This window comes from Paenibacillus albidus, assembly GCF_014644435.1.
Lineage (GTDB): Bacteria > Bacillota > Bacilli > Paenibacillales > Paenibacillaceae > Paenibacillus_AQ > Paenibacillus_AQ albidus.
The window spans coordinates 1-19896 of record NZ_BMKR01000053.1 but is presented as its reverse complement, the minus strand read 5'-3'; the positions used below and the strand labels follow the sequence as shown (position 1 = coordinate 19896).

The 19896-nt window shown below is 52.6% G+C and carries 23 protein-coding genes; 20 read left to right on the top strand and 3 right to left on the bottom strand.

All coding sequences use genetic code 11. From position 1 onward, the window contains the following. The first annotated feature begins 17 nt into the window (after positions 1-17). Complete coding sequence (locus IEY53_RS32250; protein ID WP_229696467.1) at positions 18-2366, top strand: O-antigen ligase family protein; 2349 nt, start codon at positions 18-20, stop codon at positions 2364-2366. A gap of 76 nt (positions 2367-2442) precedes the next feature. Here IEY53_RS32250 and IEY53_RS32245 read toward each other — a convergent pair whose 3' ends face one another. After that, complete coding sequence (locus tag IEY53_RS32245) at positions 2443-3096, bottom strand: SdpI family protein (protein WP_189032118.1); 654 nt, start codon at positions 3094-3096, stop codon at positions 2443-2445. Next, on the bottom strand, positions 3093-3401 hold the full coding sequence (locus tag IEY53_RS32240) for an autorepressor SdpR family transcription factor (RefSeq protein ID WP_189032116.1): 309 nt from the start codon (positions 3399-3401) through the stop codon (positions 3093-3095). Before IEY53_RS32240 ends, IEY53_RS32245 begins: the two co-directional genes overlap by 4 nt. 232 nt (positions 3402-3633) lie before the next feature. Here IEY53_RS32240 and uptA point away from each other — a divergent pair, with 232 nt between their 5' ends. The 18 genes from uptA to IEY53_RS32150 all read left to right on the top strand — a co-directional run bounded on the left by uptA (position 3634) and on the right by IEY53_RS32150 (position 17999). Next, on the top strand, positions 3634-4245 hold the full coding sequence (gene uptA, locus IEY53_RS32235; protein ID WP_189032114.1) for an undecaprenyl phosphate transporter UptA: 612 nt from the start codon (positions 3634-3636) through the stop codon (positions 4243-4245). A 2-nt stretch (positions 4246-4247) separates the two neighbouring features. After that, entirely contained in the window at positions 4248-4814 is a 567-nt protein-coding gene (locus tag IEY53_RS32230; protein WP_189032112.1) for a thioredoxin family protein, read from the top strand. 4 nt (positions 4815-4818) lie between these two features. Continuing rightward, complete coding sequence (locus IEY53_RS32225) at positions 4819-5448, top strand: MBL fold metallo-hydrolase (RefSeq protein WP_189032111.1); 630 nt, start codon at positions 4819-4821, stop codon at positions 5446-5448. Positions 5449-5635: 187 nt separating this feature from the next. Beyond that, positions 5636-5989 carry a hypothetical protein gene (locus tag IEY53_RS32220; RefSeq protein WP_189032110.1) on the top strand — a complete coding sequence of 118 codons (354 nt, stop codon included), beginning with the start codon at positions 5636-5638 and terminating at the stop codon, positions 5987-5989. 95 nt (positions 5990-6084) lie between these two features. Next, on the top strand, positions 6085-6618 hold the full coding sequence (sigY, locus tag IEY53_RS32215) for an RNA polymerase sigma factor SigY (protein WP_229696466.1): 534 nt from the start codon (positions 6085-6087) through the stop codon (positions 6616-6618). Further along, positions 6608-6940, top strand: a complete 333-nt coding sequence (locus IEY53_RS32210) for a YxlC family protein (RefSeq protein ID WP_189032108.1) — start codon at positions 6608-6610, stop codon at positions 6938-6940. Before sigY ends, IEY53_RS32210 begins: the two co-directional genes overlap by 11 nt. Beyond that, positions 6933-7199, top strand: coding sequence for a hypothetical protein (locus tag IEY53_RS32205; protein ID WP_189032107.1), 267 nt, complete (start codon positions 6933-6935; stop codon positions 7197-7199). The genes IEY53_RS32210 and IEY53_RS32205 overlap by 8 nt, the downstream gene beginning before the upstream one ends. A 15-nt stretch (positions 7200-7214) precedes the next feature. Then, positions 7215-7406 carry a PLD nuclease N-terminal domain-containing protein gene (locus IEY53_RS32200; RefSeq protein ID WP_189032106.1) on the top strand — a complete coding sequence of 64 codons (192 nt, stop codon included), beginning with the start codon at positions 7215-7217 and terminating at the stop codon, positions 7404-7406. Then, the gene (locus IEY53_RS32195; protein WP_189032104.1) at positions 7406-8320 is read left to right on the top strand and encodes an ABC transporter ATP-binding protein; all 915 of its coding nucleotides are present in this window, start codon (positions 7406-7408) and stop codon (positions 8318-8320) included. Before IEY53_RS32200 ends, IEY53_RS32195 begins: the two co-directional genes overlap by 1 nt. Next, complete coding sequence (locus tag IEY53_RS32190; RefSeq protein ID WP_189032102.1) at positions 8317-9090, top strand: ABC transporter permease; 774 nt, start codon at positions 8317-8319, stop codon at positions 9088-9090. The genes IEY53_RS32195 and IEY53_RS32190 overlap by 4 nt, the downstream gene beginning before the upstream one ends. A 137-nt stretch (positions 9091-9227) precedes the next feature. After that, the gene (locus tag IEY53_RS32185; protein ID WP_189032100.1) at positions 9228-9611 is read left to right on the top strand and encodes an ATPase; all 384 of its coding nucleotides are present in this window, start codon (positions 9228-9230) and stop codon (positions 9609-9611) included. A gap of 131 nt (positions 9612-9742) precedes the next feature. Further along, on the top strand, positions 9743-10030 hold the full coding sequence (gatC, locus tag IEY53_RS32180) for an Asp-tRNA(Asn)/Glu-tRNA(Gln) amidotransferase subunit GatC (RefSeq protein ID WP_189032098.1): 288 nt from the start codon (positions 9743-9745) through the stop codon (positions 10028-10030). Positions 10031-10057: 27 nt separating this feature from the next. Beyond that, a complete protein-coding gene (gene gatA, locus IEY53_RS32175; protein WP_189032096.1) occupies positions 10058-11515 on the top strand; it encodes an Asp-tRNA(Asn)/Glu-tRNA(Gln) amidotransferase subunit GatA in 1458 nt (485 codons plus the stop codon). Between the two features lie 32 nt (positions 11516-11547). Beyond that, positions 11548-12981 carry an Asp-tRNA(Asn)/Glu-tRNA(Gln) amidotransferase subunit GatB gene (gene gatB / locus IEY53_RS32170; protein ID WP_189032094.1) on the top strand — a complete coding sequence of 478 codons (1434 nt, stop codon included), beginning with the start codon at positions 11548-11550 and terminating at the stop codon, positions 12979-12981. A gap of 95 nt (positions 12982-13076) precedes the next feature. Continuing rightward, positions 13077-13547, top strand: a complete 471-nt coding sequence (locus tag IEY53_RS32165; RefSeq protein ID WP_189032092.1) for a GNAT family N-acetyltransferase — start codon at positions 13077-13079, stop codon at positions 13545-13547. Positions 13548-13589: 42 nt separating this feature from the next. Continuing rightward, a complete protein-coding gene (locus IEY53_RS32160) occupies positions 13590-15497 on the top strand; it encodes a DUF4097 family beta strand repeat-containing protein (protein WP_229696465.1) in 1908 nt (635 codons plus the stop codon). Positions 15498-15623: 126 nt separating this feature from the next. Then, positions 15624-16055 carry a peroxide-responsive transcriptional repressor PerR gene (perR, locus tag IEY53_RS32155; protein WP_189032090.1) on the top strand — a complete coding sequence of 144 codons (432 nt, stop codon included), beginning with the start codon at positions 15624-15626 and terminating at the stop codon, positions 16053-16055. Between the two features lie 222 nt (positions 16056-16277). Beyond that, the gene (locus IEY53_RS32150; RefSeq protein WP_189032081.1) at positions 16278-17999 is read left to right on the top strand and encodes a glycosyl hydrolase family 18 protein; all 1722 of its coding nucleotides are present in this window, start codon (positions 16278-16280) and stop codon (positions 17997-17999) included. Between the two features lie 89 nt (positions 18000-18088). Here the strand turns inward: IEY53_RS32150 and IEY53_RS32145 are convergent, their stop codons facing one another. Next, entirely contained in the window at positions 18089-18454 is a 366-nt protein-coding gene (locus IEY53_RS32145) for a YgzB family protein (protein WP_189032079.1), read from the bottom strand. 129 nt (positions 18455-18583) lie between these two features. On the opposite strand from IEY53_RS32145, the gene IEY53_RS32140 reads away from it, so the two are divergent. Next, positions 18584-19459: a nucleotidyltransferase-like protein gene (locus IEY53_RS32140; protein WP_189032077.1), complete on the top strand. Its 876-nt coding sequence runs from the start codon at positions 18584-18586 to the stop codon at positions 19457-19459. Positions 19460-19896: the final 437 nt, after the last annotated feature.

Sequence of the window (19896 nt, the reverse complement as noted above, 5' to 3'; positions counted from 1 at the left end):
GGGCAGGACGACAGAATATGCGGAAGGACAGAAAGACGCAACTATCGCCGCACGAGCGGTTTATAACGTATACATGTGCTGCGGCAGTTCTTGCTGCGGGTGTGGGCGCTTGCCTGCATCGCGGACTTTTTTTCATAGATGAAGCTTACCCGGTATTGACCGGCTGGTTTGTATTGTGTGCTGTCTTGGCAGTGCTCCGGCAAAAAAAACCGGCTTATACTCTGGAACAGCCTGCCGATTTGCAGTATTCCGGTGGAGGAAGGCGGCTGGCCAAAGGCGCCTTGCTGACGGGTCCGGCAATCCTTCTGACGCTGTATGTCATTCATGCGCTACGCGAACCTTTGTCGGCACAGGGGACATTGAATGAAATATTGCGCTGGGGTTTATACGCCAGCTTTGTATGGGTGGCGCTTCACAGCGGGAGACACCTGCTTGCTGCGGCTTGGCATATTGTGGGATTGACTCTGTGTCTGAGTGCACTGCTTGCTGTCTGCGGAGTGCTGCAGCTGCCTTTTGGGGTGGCTTACAGCGGTTCACCGGAAGTCAGCGCTGCCGGAGCGCGATTGGCGGGACTGCTGGAGTATCCCAATGCCTTCGGCGCAGTGATGGCTGTATTTTTGCTGGAGCGGTTGTTCGCTGTGGCTGATTATTATGCAAGCGCCGAGCCAGGCAGCCGGGGGAGCAGCGAAAGCGCAAGCGGAGCCGGGAGCGGACGTGGAACCGGAAGCGGTCCAAGCATAAACGGAGCCGGGAGCGTGGCAAGCAGGAGTGAAGCGGGAAGCGGCCAGAGCACGCATACCGCAGAGGGCGGCGGGGGAAGCGGACGTGGAACAGCGGGAGCGGCGACGCCAAATGCGGCGCTGCTGCGTCTGTTGCTCCTGCTGCTCCCGCTGCTCCCGCTGCTCCCGCTGTTCCCGTACACCGCCGCGCTGCTGCTCAGCGAGTCGCGCGGCGCCTGGCTGGCGGCGGCCTGCGCCTCGGCCGCCGCCCTGGCCTGGAAGCGGCGGCTGCTCGCGCCGCTTCTTGCCGCCGGCGCCGCGCCTGTGGCCGCTGCAGCGCTGCTATACTGCGAGCTGGCCCCGGCCAGGCTCGCGGTGGAGCCATTGCCCGGCCTGCTGCTGCTGGCCGGGCTCTGGGCCGGCGCACTGCTGGCCGGCCTGTGGTTGTGCCGCCGCGGGTGCGGCGCGGCGGGCAGGGTCAAAGCCGCCGCGCTGCTGCTGGCGGCGGCAGGCTGGACGGCGGCGGGTTGCGCCGTCTTCCAGCAGGTGCGCGAGCGGATCACCGGACCGTCATCGACGGTCTCGGCGCGCGCACTGCTGTACCGCGATGCCTGGCGGCTCGCGGGGGAAGCGCCCTGGCTGGGGCAGGGCGGGGAGACGTGGCGAAGCGCTTATCTCGCCGCCCAGTCCCGCCCGTATGTGGGCAGCCAGGTGCACAGCGGCTATCTCGACCTCCTGCTGAACCTGGGCGTAGCCGGGGTTGCGGTGGCCGGGCTTATGCTCCTTGCGGCAGGCTGGCTGCTGGTGCTGTACGCACCGCGGCTGCTGCCGCCGTTTCTTGTGCTTGTTCTGCACAGCGCCGTCGATTTTGACTGGAGCTATGGGCTGTTCTGGCTGCTGCTGCTCTGGCTGCCAGCCCTGGCCCTGACTGAGGCCCTGGCCATTCCGGCAAGGAAACGGACCACGGGGGCCAGCTCCGGCGGCATAAGCCGTTTGTATACGATCGGGGGCTGCTGCTGTTGCCTGCTGCTGGGCCTGCTCTCGTATCGGGTGGGGCAAGCAGCGGAGCTGTACCGCCAGGCCGCATACAAGGCGGAGTCCGTGGACCGCGAGGGGCTGCTGCGGCAATCGCTTGTGTGGAACCCTGTGTCCACACGAACGGCTTTGCAGCTGTCGCGCCTGCTCCCTGCAGAAGAGGCGCTGGACTTGCTGCGAAGCAGTCTGCAGTACTCGCCGGAAAGCGCCGCACTGCATTGGGAAGTGGCTGAACGTTATGCCCAAGCGGATAATGCTGCTGCCGCGCTGCACTGGATACGGAGAAGTCTGCGGCTGGATCTCTATAATTATGCCAAGTGGGAGGAGGGGGCCCGGTATATGCTGCGGCTTGGAACAAGAAAGCTCGAATCCGGTGAAGCGGAAGCGGCGCAGCGCTGCGGGGCAGCGGGTCTTGAACTGCTCCGGCAGTACCGGCTGCGGGTTCAGCTGGATGAAAGAGGCGGGGAACGGCATAACGACCGCAGGTTTGCATTCACCGAAGAAGCTGGAGCAATAGGGCGGGAACTGGAACGAATCATGAGGAAGAGGGAGACGGCTGAAGGAGAAAGGCGCAGTGTAACCGGATTGTCATTCTATTCAAGTGAGCCTTAGACACACAGAAACAGCGTCCGGGGCAGGAATGCCCGGACGCCAATAACACAGCAGAAAGTCATATCTCCCCGGACGCTCAAGCTTCCAGCCGGCGGGAGATGGCCCAGGAATATAACGTAGGTACGACAATGGCCAGGATCAACGCGGCAATCAGCAAGGAGGCGGACCAGGTCTTTCCGAGCAAAGCCCCTACAAGAATCAGCAGCCCGGCGGCCACCCAAAGGATACCGGCAGTGCGATGGGTTTTGCGCCATACCTCGGGACTGGCCAGCGTCCAGGCGGTACGTATGCCAAACAGATACGTGCCCTTCACCTGCGGCATATAATTGCCCATGAAGATGAACATCAGACCTGCGGCGGCCAGGCCGAGCTTGCCGGCATCAAGATTCTCACCGAGACCGGAAGAAATGGTGAACATCAGCATAAGATTAAAAAACACGCCGATCACAAGCCGGGTCATGCCATAGGCATTTTCGAACTTTTTGTAATTTTCCCGCTTGGGATCGATGCTGCGGGTGAACTGCATCAAGAGCGGGAGCAGGATTCCGAAGGCTCCCATAAGGGAGATGACCGCACCTTTGGACCAATAATTGTCCGGTTCCCCATTAATACCGTAATGAACAGGTAATTGCTCCGGCAGCCGGTTATAATTCAACAAGGCGTAACCTACGGCCACCAGTCCCAGAATTACAATAACGCTGTCCTGCCATTTCCATTTAAAATCTTTCATTTCTCCTCAGCCTCCTTGTTAAAATGAACTTCGGGCTCATTTTGCTTTCCGGTTCCTGTCAGTTCCAGCAGCCATCCCAACACTTCTTCCAGCACAGTGGTATTCAATGAATACATAATGAACTGCCCATGGCGCTCATCCTGAACCAGGCCGGCATGCTTCAGCGCGTTCAGATGATGCGAAATGCTCGGTTTGGACATTTTGAAATAATCGGCAATTTCTCCGGCACTCCGGTCTTTTTCACGCAGCAGCCGGATGATTTGGCGGCGTGTGGGATCTGCCAGCGCTTTGAAGGATTCGTTCATCAACATCCGACCTTTCGATATTTAAATAATTATCTAAATATATAATAGCATTTGTTTTTTGGCAGATCAATGAATTTCAGTCGTCGGTATTCTGCTGCAAGTAGAAGTCGTAAGCTTGCCTATGCTAGAATAGGCTAAGAGAAGCCGGATACATAGAGCAAGATCGGAGGAGCCCTGCTCTTTATTGCAGGAGTGCCGAATTTGGCCGGAAAACGGGAGGAGGAGACCCTTAATGCATTTCATTTCTGATCTAATCTCGCAATTATTCGAATGGATTCAGAGCCTGGGATACTTCGGGATCATGATCGGTCTCATGATTGAGGTCATTCCAAGTGAGATCGTCCTGGCTTTTGGAGGATATTTAGTCTCACAGCATCAAATCAATTTCTTTGGGGCCGTGGTGTTCGGGACGATAGGCGGGGTAATTGCCCAAATTTTCGTTTACTGGATCGGGCGTTATGGCGGGAGGCCTGTACTGGAGAAGTACGGGAAGTACATTTTTATCAAAAAGAAACATATTGACCACTCGGAAGAATGGTTCAACAAGTATGGCACAGGTGTAATTTTCACAGCCCGGTTCATTCCGGTAGTCCGTCATGCCATTTCCGTTCCAGCCGGGATTTCCCGCATGCCTTTGGGCAAATTCACTTTTCTGACTACACTGGCGGTTATTCCCTGGAGTGCACTTTTTGTATATTTGGGAATGACCTTGGGAGACAATTGGAAGAATATTGATGAAGTGGCTGCCGAGTACACCCGTGAGATCATTCTTGGCGCCATTGCTCTGATTATCATCTACTTTGTATTCAAGTGGTACCAATCCAAGAAGAAGAGAGGTAACTGAACATGAAGCAAAATGTAGCTGCCAAATTCGGCCAAGGCCTGACGCCCCGCCAATTCGTGGAAGGGATGACCAAGAACCAGCAGGCCTTTGAAGCCTGGTATGAGAAATTCGCTTGGGAGAATGAAGAGGACCGTGAATATTTCGAGAGCCTGAACCACCGTGACGACCTGCGCGTGCTTATTCTTGCGGCTGACTGGTGCGGCGATGTCGTACGCAATGTTCCCGTTGTTTTCCGCATCCTGGAGACTGCTGGAATCAAGACGGAAGTTCTGATTTTGGAAGAGAATCAGGACGTAATGGACGATTTTCTGACCATGGGCGGGCGTTCGGTGCCGATTGTTATTTTTGCCGATACCGGGGGATATGTACTGGGGCAGTGGGGGCCGCGTCCTGAACATGTTCAGCGTCTGATGAATGAGTTCAAACAGGAGAACCCAAACCGCGAGGCAGCAGATTATGAAGGCAAAATTGCTGAAGTACGCAAGGCTATGGGGCAAGCCTATGGGGAAGGAACGGAATCACACGCGGTGATCGTCAAAGAACTGCGCAGTCTGATCTCCGGATTCTAACACTATGCTGAATGTTCGCTCATTTAATCTCGGACCGCTTCAGACCAATGCCTATCTGCTTACAGGTTCGGACCCGGGGCGAGGTATTATTATTGATCCGGGGATGAATCCTGCCGCACTTGTACGCAGCATTGCAGGGATGGAGATCGAGGCGATTTTGCTGACCCACGCCCATTTTGACCATATGGGCGGTGTGGACGAGATTCGCAAGCTCAAGAACTGCCCGGTCTATCTGCATTCACTGGAGAGTGAGTGGCTGAGCAGCCCCAAGCTCAACGGTTCGCTGAAGTGGCCTGACGTTGCCCCGCCGTTAAGTACGGACCCTGCTGAATATGATCTGGCGGAGGGCCAGATTCTGGAGCTGATTGGTCATAGCTTCCGTGTATTCCATACACCGGGGCATTCACCTGGCAGTGTCAGCTTCCTGTGCGGGGATGACCTTTTCTCAGGCGATGTACTCTTTAAGCTGGGCGTCGGAAGAACCGATCTTCCAGGCGGCAAAGAACGTGATTTGGTCGATTCTCTTCGCGGCAAGCTGTACAAGCTGGATGAAGAAGTTAAGGTATACCCTGGACATGGCCAGCGTACAACCATAGGTTTTGAGCGTGTCCGGAACCCTTACGTTACCCTCTAAAGCCGCTATTCTACGAAAACCCGACATAAACCGGGAATTTCTGATAGACAAAAAGCTACAAGCTTGCTACAATAACGTTAATTAAATGTAACATCTAACCTCGCGAAGCACGCAGACTGTGGAATAATCCCGGTTTGCGTTCTTTTTTTGTCCACATACAGGGATACCGTTACGGAGGGAAGCCGTTTTGAAGGACGATAGATATAACCGACATGATTATGGAGAGTACGATTCCGAAGGACATATGAATCATTTTTGCAGCACGCACTGCCGCTTTTTTTCGGACTGCCCGGGGAGAGGCGGCTTCTGTTCGTTTAGTGAACGCAGAGAGTTGCAGCCGCGCTGCCCCGAACCTTCTCTGCTGCAAGAGGCAGGGGTAAAGTATGAAGGCGGCGGTCCATTGACCGCAGGGCCTGCACTTCGGATAACCGGGTCCACCGAGGAACGGAGCGCAGAGTGTTTGTTTTGGCATTTCCCGGCAGGCCGGGGATCGATTCAGCCCTGGCGCCGCAAGCTATGGGAACTGAAAAATAATTTTTAAGCGGATTGAACGAACTGCGAAGCCTGGACGTATTACAAACGAACGTTCAAATGAAGTGCGCGCATGGAATCGAAGCGGCAGGGTGGAGGGACAGGGTGAGCGACGAAGCACGGGAGAATATCCGGAGAGCGCAGCAGGGGGATGCTTCGGCGCTGGCTGTACTGCTGCGGGAACATTATACCTTCTTGTATAAATATTTGATTAAGGCCACCATGGACCCGCTGCTGGCTCAGGAGCTGGCACAGGATACCATGGTCAGGGCTATGGAGAAGATCCGGACCTATAACGGTTCTTCCTCCTTTTCTTCCTGGTTGATTACGATCGCTACCCGGATCTACATCGACCGCAAACGGCGCTGGAAGCGGGAACAGGACTGGAAGCTGCAAGAGCAGGGCGTTCGTTCCATCCGCTGGAAGTTTGAGAACCGCGGAGAGGAATGGAGCGAGGTACTGGATGCACTCTCCCGCCTGCCTGAAGCTCAGCGTATAGCGGTGCTGCTGAAACACTATTACGGGTATAGTTATGAGGAAATCGGAGGCATTCTTGGAATCCCTTCCGGTACAGTTAAATCACGGGTGGCTTACGGACTCAATCAATTGCGAAAGGAGCTGAGCGAGGATGGAGAATGAAACGGAGCAGGAAATGTATTTGCTTAGGCTTAAGGGAGAGCTGGAGCGCCTTGATGAGCATTATGATGACATCGCAGTGCCTTCATTATCGGAATTTGAGCAAATGATTGCTGTTGAATCGGAGCGCAGGCGGCGGCAATACCGCAAAGAGCTGCTGCTGTTCTGGCTGGTATCTCTGGTCCTGCTCAGTATATGTCTGGCTGTTTTGGGGTCCGCTCCGGCAGTGTACTGGGCGCTCCAGGCCATCATCCCCGCCGTTGGACTTGCCGGTCTTGCCGCTTCACATTTCAAGCGAAGAAGAGCCGGTGCCGGAGATGAGTGAGCTGAGAGAACTTCCTGTTGGCTTATGGATAGGCCTGGCTGCAGGTTTGATGCTGCAAGGAACCCTGTTGTTCCGGGATGCGCGGCTCAGGGGCAGACGGGCGTGGTTCTGGGGATTATGGGGTATAACCGGCATACCGACACCGACTGTTGTATATCTCTTGTTCGTTGTGCTTCCCGCATTGAAGAAGCAGGATCAGGAGGACGCAATGGAGGCTGGGCAGGGCTTTGCTGCCAGTAAGAATGAAGACAAGGATTAATAGGGAGTGGGAACGATGGAAGATATCCCTTGGGGGTTAATAGGACCGCTGGTGGGCTTACAGCTTCTGCTTGCGGTCATAGGATTGATCTCTTTAAGCAAGGCGGAAAGTGTCCGCGGTCCCAAATGGCTGTGGGCAATCGTCATTGTGCTTGGCAACCTGATTGGAACTATCGCTTATTTCACGGCAGGAAGGAAAGATGTCTGATGATGCTGCTCGAGGCTACAAATTTACGCAAACATTTCGGCAAACACACCTCGGTGGACGGGATCAGCTTTGATATTGAACAAGGAAGCTGCGTAGCACTGCTGGGACCTAACGGAGCCGGTAAGACGACTACCCTGCGGATGCTTGCCGGACTTCTGGAACCGGATTCCGGGCTGATTTCCTTTGACGGCGGCCAGCCGGGTGGAGATTACCGCAAGGCTCTGGGCTATTTGCCGCAAGCTCCCTCATTGTATGGCTGGATGAGCGGACAGGAGTATGTCCTCTTCGCCGCCAAGCTAAGCGGATTGAATTCCAGAGAGGCGGCAGACAGGGGAGCGGAAGTCCTGGAACGGGTGGGCCTTAAAGAACATGCCCGCCGCCGGATCTCCGGATATTCCGGAGGCATGAAGCAGCGGCTTGGGCTTGCCCAGGCCCTGGTCCACCGTCCGCGCCTGCTGCTTCTGGACGAACCGGTATCGGCACTTGATCCGCTGGGCCGCCGGGAAGTTATGGAGCTGCTGCGTGACATCCGCGACGAGACGACTATTGTGTTCTCTACGCATGTGCTCCATGATGCGGAGGAGATTTGCGATCATATTATTCTGATGAACCGCGGGCGGATTGCCGAGCAGGGACCTTTGGCCTCGCTTCGCTCGCAGTACAGCCTCCCGGTTATCCGTCTGCGTACGGAGAAGATGAGCGGGGCAAGGAAGTGGCTGGAGGAGCTTGCTTCCCGATCCTTTGTACTGGAATCAAGATTTGCCGGTGAAGATGTTATGTTCAACGTGAATGATGTAGAGCTGGCGCGGCATACGATTCTGAGCGAGGCAGTCAGCCGGGAGATTCCGCTGCTGCACTTTGAGACGGGTTCTTCCACCTTGGAGGATTTGTTCATGAAGGTGGTCGGCGCATGAGGAGTGTATGGATTTTTTATCAGAAGGAAATGCTGGAGGCGGTACGCAGCTACAGACTGATCTGGATCCCTGTTGTTTTTATTCTGCTGGGAATTATGCAGCCGCTGACGGCCTATTACATGCCGGAGATTCTGGGCGCTGCCGGAAATGTGCCGCCTGGAATGCTGGAGAACTATGAAGTTCCTTCTGCTGCGGTAGTAATGGTGCAAGCACTCGGGCAATACAGCACGATCGGAATGCTGGTGCTGGCGCTTATCACCATGAACAGTATCTCCGGGGAGCGTTACAGCGGCAGTGCGGAAATGGTGCTGGTCAGGCCGCTGACACCGCTGGCCATGGTTGTTGCGAAGTGGGCTGCGCTGCTTACAGTACTGGTGCTTGCACTTGGACTCGGCGCATCGGGTGCAGCATATTACGTTATGGAGCTCATCGGTCCCCTTTCCTGGGGTGGTATCTCTTCGGCTGCCGGCCTCTATGGTCTGTGGCTGATGTGCGCTGTTTCACTTACGCTGCTGTTCAGCGCTTTCCTCCGTGCAACTGCAGCTGCTTTTCTCGGATTGTTGTCTGCGGCGGCCTTCTCTCTTGCCCACAGTTTGTTGCCCGCATGGTTCGACTGGACGCCTGCGGCACTCCCGGGCTTGTCGGCAGCTATGCTTCTGGAAGACGGCGGGGCACTTCGGCTGGGGCCGCTTCTCTCAGCGCCTTTATTTATCATAAGCTGTATTGCCGGTGCAGCCTTGCTGCTCCGCAGGAAGCAGTTGCCGGGCTGAATTTGCTTTTTCCATATAAATATCACCCTATCGTCCTATAAACTGCGCTCGTACTGCTAGACAGCTCTATCATTTTTTAGTAGACTGTTGAAATAAGCAAAACGATGACAGATATTCGGTCAGGAGGAGGTAGGGCGATGCTGCGTTTAGGAGAGAAGATTGTCATTGTTGCCGACGCTTTCGAGCAGAATCTTCCTATCGGGGATTACGGCTATCTGATTGCTTACGACCGCAATCCGGATAATGCATTTGATTACGTCGTTCGAATTCCGCAGGCCAACCGCAACTTTTATGTTACGGCCGGCGATGTTGAGGCGGAGGAAGCGCTGCTTATAGAAGAGGCTGAGAGAACGACACATGAAGCGTTGATTGATTACGCTTTGTCGACGCATAATGAGAAGCTGTTCCATCATTTAATCAATGGTGAAGCCCTCGACAAGGAAGAGACAGAAACGATGTCCAAGGAAAGTTTGTCCCAGGCGGAATTCATCAAACAGGTGAATCTCCGGGCTTGGATTTAAGGAAGGCCGGCGAAAGCCGGCTTTTTTAATTTCTTTGAATGAGGTGTTTTATTGAATTGTCCAAGCGCTTACCCTATAATTAAAAACGTTATCAGGGCACTTTAGCCCTTTAAACAGGAGGGATATTTCCGATGAGTATTACCGTCAAAGATGTACAGCATGTGGCCAAGCTGGCCCGCCTGCAATTAAGCCCGGAAGAAGAGGCCACCTTTACCGAACAAATGAATGCTATTTTACAATATGCGGAGAAATTGAATGAGCTGGATACAGAGAATGTGAAACCGACCACCCACGTGCTGCAGGTCAGCAATGTGATGCGTGAGGATGTCGTCAAGGAGAGTCTTTCCCAGGAAGCTGCTCTGCTTAACGCACCGGATCAAGAGGATGGACAATTTAAAGTTCCGGCGGTACTGGAATAAATATAACCATAGTGAGGGGGAAGAATCTTGAGCCTGTTTCAATATCGATTGCCTGAAGTACATAACATGCTTCATCACAAAAAGCTGTCGGTCAGCGAGCTGGTCGAGGAATCACTGGCTGCAATTGCCGAGCGTGATGAGAAAGTGCATGCATTTTTGACTTTGAATGAAGACGGGGCTCGTGCTTCAGCGCGGGCTTTGGATGACAAGCTGGCTTCAGGTGATTCACGCGGCCTGCTGTTTGGACTTCCGGCCGGCATCAAAGACAACATCTCTACGAAAGGGCTGCGGACAACCTGTGCCAGCCAATTTCTGAATAACTTCCAGCCGGTATACGATGCTACTGTTGCTGCGAAGCTCCACCAAGCGGATGCAGTGACCATCGGCAAGCTGAATATGGATGAATTCGCCATGGGCGGTTCCAACGAGAACTCCAGCTTCGGTCCGGTCCGCAATCCCTGGGACCTGGAACGTGTTCCGGGAGGTTCTAGCGGCGGTTCGGCTGCTGCGGTAGCTGCCGGAGAAGTGTTTTTCGCGCTTGGCTCCGATACCGGAGGTTCCATTCGCCAGCCTGCGTCATATTGCGGAGTGGTCGGACTGAAACCGACCTATGGGCTTGTCTCACGTTTCGGCCTGGTTGCTTTCGCTTCTTCACTGGATCAGATCGGTCCGATTACACGCAATGTGGAGGATTCCGCTTATGTGCTGCAGGCGATTGCCGGCTATGACGCACAGGATTCGACCTCGGCCAAAGTGGATATTCCCGATTATGTAAATGCGCTAAGCGGCGATGTCTCCGGGCTGCGTATTGCCGTACCGAAGGAATATTTGGGAGAAGGCGTGGATGCCGCTGTCCGCGAGACGGTACTGGCATCGCTTAAAGTGCTTGAAAGCCTCGGTGCGGTCTGGGAAGAAGTATCGCTGCCGCATACCGAATATGCCGTTGCGACCTATTATTTGCTTGCTTCCTCGGAGGCTTCATCCAATCTGGCCCGTTTCGACGGTGTCCGTTATGGTATCCGTGCCGATGAAGGCAGCAGTCTGCTTGATCTGTACCACAATTCCCGCAGCCGCGGCTTTGGGCCGGAGGTGAAGCGCCGGATTATGCTCGGTACGTATGCGCTCAGCTCCGGATATTATGATGCCTATTATTTAAAGGCGCAGAAGGTACGGACGCTCATCAAGCAGGACTTTGATGACATCTTCAAGAAATACGACGTGGTGATCGGGCCGACAGCCCCAACAACGGCCTTTAAGCTGGGATCGCAGACAGAGGATCCTCTGACGATGTATCTGAACGATATTCTTACCATTCCGGTCAGCCTGGCAGGTATCCCGGCGGTCAGTGTGCCTTGCGGTTTTGCGGAAGGACTGCCTGTTGGTCTGCAGATTATCGGTAAGGAATTTGATGAGAGCACGGTTCTGCGCGTAGCGCATGCCTTTGAACAGAATACAGACCACCACAAGCAGCGTCCACAGCTGTAACAGGGCCTTTGAAGGAGGGAATGGGATTACTTATGTCTAACTACGAAACGGTCATCGGACTGGAAGTTCATGTGGAGCTTCACACCAAGTCCAAAATCTTCTGCGGCTGCTCTACGGAATTCGGCGCTCCGCCCAATACGCATACTTGCCCCGTCTGCCTGGGTCATCCGGGCGTACTGCCGGTACTCAACCGCCAGGCAGTGGAATATGCGATGAAAGCCGCAATGGCGCTGAACTGCACCATTGGCGATGTCAGCAAATTTGACCGGAAGAATTACTTCTATCCGGATTCGCCGAAGGCGTATCAGATCTCACAGTTTGATCAGCCTATAGGGCTGAATGGCTGGATTGATATTGAAGTGAACGGAGAGACCAAACGGATCGGCATTACCCGCCTTCATCTGGAAGAGGATGCCGGAAAGCTGACGCACGTAGACGGAGGTTATGCTTCGCTTGTTGACTTCAACCGTGTGGGAACTCCGCTGATTGAGATTGTCTCCGAACCGGATTTGCGCTCGCCGGAAGAAGCCCGCGCGTATCTGGAGAAGATTCGTGCCATCATGCAGTACTGTGATGTATCGGATGTCAAGATGGAGGAGGGCTCGATGCGGTGTGATGCGAACATCAGCCTTCGTCCGGCAGGACAAGCCGAGTTCGGCATCCGTGCAGAGCTTAAGAATATGAACTCTTTCCGCGGCGTTTTGCGCGGATTGGAATATGAGCAATACCGCCAGGGAGAGATTCTGGATGAGGGCGGTATTGTAGTGCAGGAAACCCGCCGCTGGGACGAAGCCGGAGGCAAAACCTTGTCGATGCGCGGCAAAGAAGAAGCACATGACTATCGTTATTTCCCGGACCCGGATCTGATCGTCCTGCATATTGATGAATCCTGGAAGGAGTCCATCCGCGCCACGATTCCTGAGCTCCCGGATGCACGGAAGGCACGTTACAGTGAAGAGTATGGCCTTACCGCCTATGATGCGGGTGTGATCACCTCTTCGATTCTGCTGGCAGACTTTTTTGAGGGAAGCCTCGCCTATACCAAAGATGCCAAGGCTGTAGCCAACTGGATCATGGGCGATCTGCTCGGATACCTGAACAGCAGCAATCTGGAATTGTCCCAGGTGAAGATTACGCCGCAGGGCCTGGGTGAGATGATCGGCCTTATTGCGGCCGGCACGATCAGCAGCAAAATTGCCAAGACCGTCTTCAAGGAAATGCTCGAAAGCGGCAAGCTGCCTGCTGTCATTGTTGAAGAAAAAGGGCTTGTGCAGATCAGCGACGAAGGGGCTATCAAAGGAATCGTTGAAGCAGTCGTTGCTGCCAATCCGCAGTCCGTGGAGGACTATAAGGCCGGCAAACAGAAGGCCATCGGCTTCCTGGTCGGACAGGTTATGAAGGAAAGCAAGGGCAAGGCCAATCCCGGACTTGCGAATAAATTGCTGACCGAAGTACTGAATAGTTAAACTCTGATTCCGGGGTAATATACTTGTAGCACAATAAGACTTGGGGCTTGTCGGCAACGGCAGGCCCTTCACGGCATATAAGGGGACAAACGGCGATGCATACAATAATTCGGTTGAATCTGCAAGATGAATCTACTATTGATGATTTATGGAGTCTGCAGCATAAAGCATACCGCCTGGAGGCGGAGCTGATCGGCTTCCATGAAATTCCTCCGCTGATGGAGACCCGGGATATGCTGAAGGGGTCCTCCGAGGTGTTCTACGGCTGTTGGGATAACAACGGAGAATTGATGGGGGCTGTCGCAATCGCGGAAGAGCAGCCCGGCCAGCTGACGGTTACCCGGATGATGGTGAATCCGGAGCATTTTCGCAAAGGGATCGCCAGCAGACTGCTGGAATACGTGTTTGAACAGTACAGTCATATGGAATTATTTATCGTATCGACAGGCCGCAAGAATACGCCCGCCGTCCAGTTGTATACCAGCCATGGATTTGTGGCTGCCGGGGTGGTGGAAGTTGTTCCGGGAGTCGAACTGGTTGAATTCCACCGGAGTGGTTCAAGGTGAATAGCAAGGGACAACAACAATCGCGAAAAGGAGGAGCCCAAAGTGACAGATGATCCCGAAATGATCGCAGAGCAGATGGAGCCGCAGGTCTTGGAAGGGCTGGAATCCGGAAAGGAAAACGGTCAGCGTATTCCGCCACGTCCGAAGCGCCGTACCCGCAAAAGCAAGTTCATAGCCGGGCTGCTGGCAGCGATTATTCCCGGAACTGGACATATTTATTTTGGACTTCTCCGTAAAGGCATCTCCGTTATCTTTTTAATCCTTCTGGATATTGCGGCCCTGTTGTATTTCTCTTCTATAGGCATGCAGATTAATGTGCCACTGCTCATATTATTGGCCCTGTTCATTCCGGCCTTGTATTTCTACAATGTGTTCGACGTGCTGCAGTCGGCAGACCGTATCCTTCGTTTTCCGGAAGGCCGGGGCCCTGAAGCAGGAGAGTTAATCAACGTTTCTGCCTCCTCCAAACGCCGGACTCTGGTTAGTGAGCCTGGTATATCCTTTGGACTTCTGCTGCTGCTTGGCGGGGGGCTGCTGTTTCTTTTCCGGCAAAAGCCCGCTTGGCTGCAGAATTTCATAGAGCATGAGGCCCAGGCTGCAGTAGCCGTGATCTTAATCATGTCGGCACTGGTGATGGGGATCAGGGAGATCGTCAAGGTAAAGGGCTTACGAAGACAAGGGGAGCGGCCTAAGCGCCGTGTCGGCCGTTACACTGCCTCCATCCTGATGCTTAGTGTAGGTATTCTGTTATTGCTGGACTTTATACAGGGGACGGAGTACATGCTTCTGCTGCTCATATGGTGGCCGCTTATTCCGGTGCTTTGGGGTATGGAATACCTGCTGATCTATTTGCTGTCCCGCCGCCGGAATTCGGGCACCAAAAGAACGAGGGCCAGACTTGATTTGCGGGGTCTGCTGTCCGCAGTCGTCCTGGCAGTCAGTGTCTTTATAGTGGCCGAGCAGGAGCACTATTTGCATTTGTGGAATCGGGTGAGTCTCAATCTGACCGCTGCAGCGGTTGATTATGGTGAAGCGGAGGGAAGCAAGTTTACGAAGCCACGCCTGGTGGTGCCGGTTGAGCTGGATACCGCCAAGATCTCCATTGACGGAATCAACGGTGATATTTTGCTGCATCGGGCTCCGGTTGAGGATCTTGAGATTGAGACGACAGTCTGGGTCGATCAATTACAGGGGGCTATGGCTGAGGCTATTTCGGAGCAGTCCTTTGTCGAGGTGGTGGAAGGACCGAATATCAAAATCACACCAAACAGCAAAGCCTACGGTGATTCCGGCAAACGCCAGCCCCGTATGGATCTGGAGATTTATCTACCGGAGGATCGGCGCTTTGATCTGGAAGTCCGGACGATGAACGGTGGGATCACTTTGCAGAATGTAGAAGCTATCCAGAATATTTCACTGGAAACAGGGAATGGTGAGTTGATCCTGAACCGCATCTTCGGTGATGTTAAGGGCAAAACGCTGAACGGTGCCGTACGCGCCAGAAGTGTACAGGGAACCGTCGATTTAACTACGAGCGGCGGAGATATGAAGGCCTGGGAGATCAGCGAAGCGCTTAAGCTGTCTACGGCGGTCGGCAATATCAGTGTTTTTGATAGCGGCAATGATGTTGACATCTCCAGTAAAAACGGGAATTTGGAGATCGACGGTGCCCGCTCGAAGCTGCATGCCGAGTCATTGAATGGCGGAATACGCGTGCGTTCCTCTGCTGTTGGCGGTGACTGGGAGATATACAGTGCTGTGGGCGATATCAATCTCTATTTGCCGGAAGAAGCGGACTACAAGCTGAATGGTTCCAGTGGATATGGTGATATTGTATCGGAATTTCCAGAGCTGATTATTGATAAAAAAACAATCTCCGGCGAGATGGGAACCGGCGAATACAAGCTGAATGTGGAAGGAAACAGCAACTTAAATGTGAGGAAATATTGAATAAAGTAATTTTTCTTATATAATAATAAATATAATGTACAGACCTCGTTGACAATATTGAAACCGGGGTCTTACAATTATAAGTAAGATTATTATTATTTTTTCAAATTAAAGGCGGTGGCATGGATGGGTAGTGGCGTACAGCATGCATTGGAACAATTGAAGACAACCGGTGTCCGTATTACGCCCCAGCGTCATGCGATTCTTACGTATTTGATGGAAGCGATGAATCATCCTACTGCAGACGATATCTACAAGGCGCTCGAGCCGAAGTTCCCAAGTATGAGCGTAGCAACCGTATATAACAATCTCAAAATGTTCATGGAAGCAGGCATGGTCCGTGAGTTGACCTATGGCGATAACTCGAGCCGTTTTGATGCCAATGTATCTGATCATTATCATGTCATATGCCAACAATGCGGCAAAATTGAGGATTTCAGCTATCCCGCGCTTCACGACGTTGAACATCGTGCCGAACAGGCTACGGGGTTCAAGATTAACGGACTGCGTATGGAATTGTACGGGGTGTGCAAATGCTGCGGAGAGAATGCAGAGTGACGAAGTTATTGCTGCCCGAAGGGCAACAAAGACACGGGGATCGATAATCAGGAACGTGCGGAATCCGGAAGACGGAGGACACACGTTTTTTTGTTGGAGTTGGATATTAAACGAAACCAAAGGGCCTTTTAAGCGTATTGTTAAAGAGGGCTTTTTGCCTTTTAGTTCTATATAAGACCGTAAACGCAACTCAAATACTGTTATTATTCTGGAGGATATATTTTGAGCAGAAGACAGAGTCAGAAACGAGTCAAAAAACGGGGAAGCTTCTTTCGCCGAATGGTGGGGTTGTTGATGATCGCCGCAGCAGCGTATTGGGTTGTTTTTTTTGTGCTGCCGAACCGGATGCATCAGGAGCCGGACTGGAAGGGAATGGAGCATCCTGTGTTTGTAAAAGGAGAGCTTACCGGATATTCCGCTTCGGGTACCGGAGACAAGCTGCTTTTACCGCTGCCGCTGCTGCAGGAATATGTGGATTCATCTATCCGTTATGAGACCGGTACCCAATCGGTTATTTTGACTACAGGCAGTGATCTTCTTTATATGCAGGAAAATAAAACAGAAGCCAGTCTTAACAACAAGCCCATGCAGCTGCGCCTCGCCCCGGAACAAATCGGGGATGTAACCTACCTTCCGGCAGATACTCTGCAGGAGCTTTATGGTTTTGAAGTGGAGGAGGATCAAGGGACGGGGGCTGTACTGCTCATGACGGCTGGTGAGAGCGTGCCGCTTGGCAAGGTTAAAGGTGAGGAAGGCGGCAAGACCAAAGCTCTGCGCACAGAGGCGTCAATTCATTCGCCGATTGTAGCCGATATGGCACCTGGAGCTGTTGTGCACATCTGGAAGAATGATACCGGAGAATGGCTTTATGTTCAGCTGAGCAGTGGACATGCAGGATATGCCAAAGCCGACGACATTATAGCTGACGGCCAAAAGACTGTAGAACAGAAGGCATCCACGCCTTCAAGGGCTGAACGCAGCTGGAAGGGCAAATCCGTCAACCTCTTCTGGGAAGCTGTGTATGAGCGTAAGCCGGACCCTGCTTCCTTTGGGGCAATGCCTGGAGTCAATGTGGTTAGTCCAACCTGGTTCGAAATTGTAGATCCTGAGGGCAACGTCCGCAGCAAGGCAGACAGTGCTTATGTTCAGTGGGCCCACAGCCGCAATATGGAGGTATGGGGGCTGCTGAGCAACAGCTTTGATGCTGATTTGACCACGGAAGCCTTGTCCAGCTATGAGAAGCGAATGAGGACGATTGTACAGATGCTGGAATACGCCGATTTGTATGATCTTGATGGCATCAATATTGATTTTGAGAATGTCTACACCAAAGACGGGGAGAATGTCACTCAATTTATGCGTGAGCTGAAGCCGATGGCGCAGGCCAAAAACCTGATTGTCTCCATTGACGTGACGCCTAAATCCAACAGTGAAATGTGGTCCTTGTTTCTGGATCGCCGGGCGCTTGGGGCTGTAGCCGATTTTCTGATTGTGATGGCATATGATGAGCATTGGGCCTCAAGCCCTAAGGCTGGTTCTGTGGCTTCCTTGCCATGGGTGAAAAGTTCGATCAGCCGGATTATCGAGGAAGACGAGGTGCCGCCTGAGAAGGTGATACTTGGCATTCCTTTGTATACCCGGATCTGGACGGAAGCAGAAGTTGAGGGGAAGACCAAAGTGAGCTCTAAGGCTGTCAGTATGAATGCGGTCCGGAAAATCCTCAACGAGAAAAAGCTTACACCGGTGCTGGATTCTGAAGCAGGTCAAAATTATGTAGAGTACAAGGAAGATGGCGCTCTCAAGAAAATCTGGATAGAGGACAAGCTCTCCCTGAAAGCAAGAGTAGAACTGGCAAAATCCTTCGGACTGGGCGGCGTCGCTTCCTGGACCCGCAGCTTCGCCGTTCAGGAAGCCTGGGAAACGCTGAAGGGAATTCATGAATAATGGTGCTTTGATTAGTAGGAAATATATCACATAAGAAAAGGGGCTCCCGGATTGGGAGCCCCTTTCTTGTTGCAGGGAGGGCGAGTATCTTACTGGTTGAGCTGCTGGCTCTTCAATTGTTCTGCTGTGACATTGGCCTGTGCGGGGTCCAGGGTCAGGATGGTGTGGCAGAACATGCACCGGTCCGTTTTACCAAGCATCTTGGTTAATTTGTGGCACTCCGGACATTCCACTTGAACTGCGCTTGTGGAGAGCATGCCGGCCCAGAAATAGATAGCAAGACTGGCCATCATAGAGATGAGACCGATTACAAGACCGATGGCTGCGAAGACCTTGCCGGCAGAGCCCCAGAAGACGATCCCTGCCGTTCCCAATACCATCAGTCCCATTCCGAGCATGGTAAGCAATAATCCCCAGGTTCGGAAAGCATTAATTTTGGCCGATTTGAACTTCATGAGTAATTACTCCTAACTGAAATATAGTTCGGTTGTCCAGAAGGAACTAACTTGACCTTGTAGAATTATTAATACTAAGTGGATTATAACTGAATGGACGCAAAATCGCCAAATTTGATGGAGGGAAGTATGGAACTGTCCAATTTGACCCTGTTGAGTGGAGAGACCTTTGATGAGAGTGTTCTGGGGGCTGTAGCCTTGAGACAGAGCGGGAATGCTCCAATTCCGAGTGCGCTTCTTCACGATTTTGATATGGTAGTCTTGATGCTGCACGAGGAAGAGAAGGAACGTATTGTCAGCCATACCATTGCCGGGGAGAAACGGACCCAGTCGGTCCACATCGGTATTTCCGCGCTGGAACGCGCTGTGATGGCGGGCGACAACAATGATCTGCTGACAAGCCTGATGGCAGGAGAAGTTATTTGGGATCCCAAGGGGATTCTGAAAGATATGCGGCGGGAGATTGTACAGTTTGAAGGCCCGATTAAAGAACGGATACTCTTTATGGAGTTTGCCCGATTCCTGCATATGTATGTTAAGTCCAAACGCTACCTGGAAGCAGACTGCATCATGGATGCCTATAATTGTACCTTAATGGCCTTGTATCACTGGGCGCGTATTGAGGTGAGTGAGGGGGGACGTTTTCCTGACCCGGCGATTTGGGATCAAGTGAAAAGCATGAATACCTCCGTCTATAAATTATATGAAGAATTGACGGTTAGCACCGAGACATTGGAACAGAGAGTGGAGCTGGTGCTGCTCGCATGCGAGTTTTCAGTCATGTCCAAGATGGCGGATTGTTGTGTTATGTTGTTGAATATTCTGCATGGACGGAAGGAGCCCTGGAGTATAAAAGAGCTACTGCTGCATTCCGGGCTGGGACATCTGGAGGCGGAGCTTCCCCTCGTCCTGCGCAAGCTCGTATCGCGTTCTTTGATCCGGGAGATCACATCCTGGGCCAGTACAGGCTTGCAGGATGGACATTGTATTCGCTACACTTTATAAAGAATAAACTAAATAGAAAAGCTTCAGGATAGGGAGAGGCTAAGCACTCTCTTTTTTGTTTGTTCATTTGTAATGAAGTCGGAAATAAAAAGAGAAGAAATTATAGTTGACTCTTTGCTCGGACCTGTGTTAAATTATAACTCGTCCCTCCGAAACAACGATGAGCTGCAAAGCCATCAGAAATCAACCGAAAAAAAGAAATTAAAAAAAAGGTTGACTAAAACGAGGGCGCTGTGATATATTATAAAGGTCGCTGCTGAGACGCGGTGATGAAGTAAAAGAACAGCTTGATCTTTGAAAACTGAACAACGAGTGAGTGGGAAATCACGAAAGTGATATCCAAACAAAGAGGATTCTTACAGCATGCAAATGCTGGGGATGAATCGGTAGAGAATGCAAATTCTCGTCAGATGTTTCAAAATGAGCAATCGCTCTTT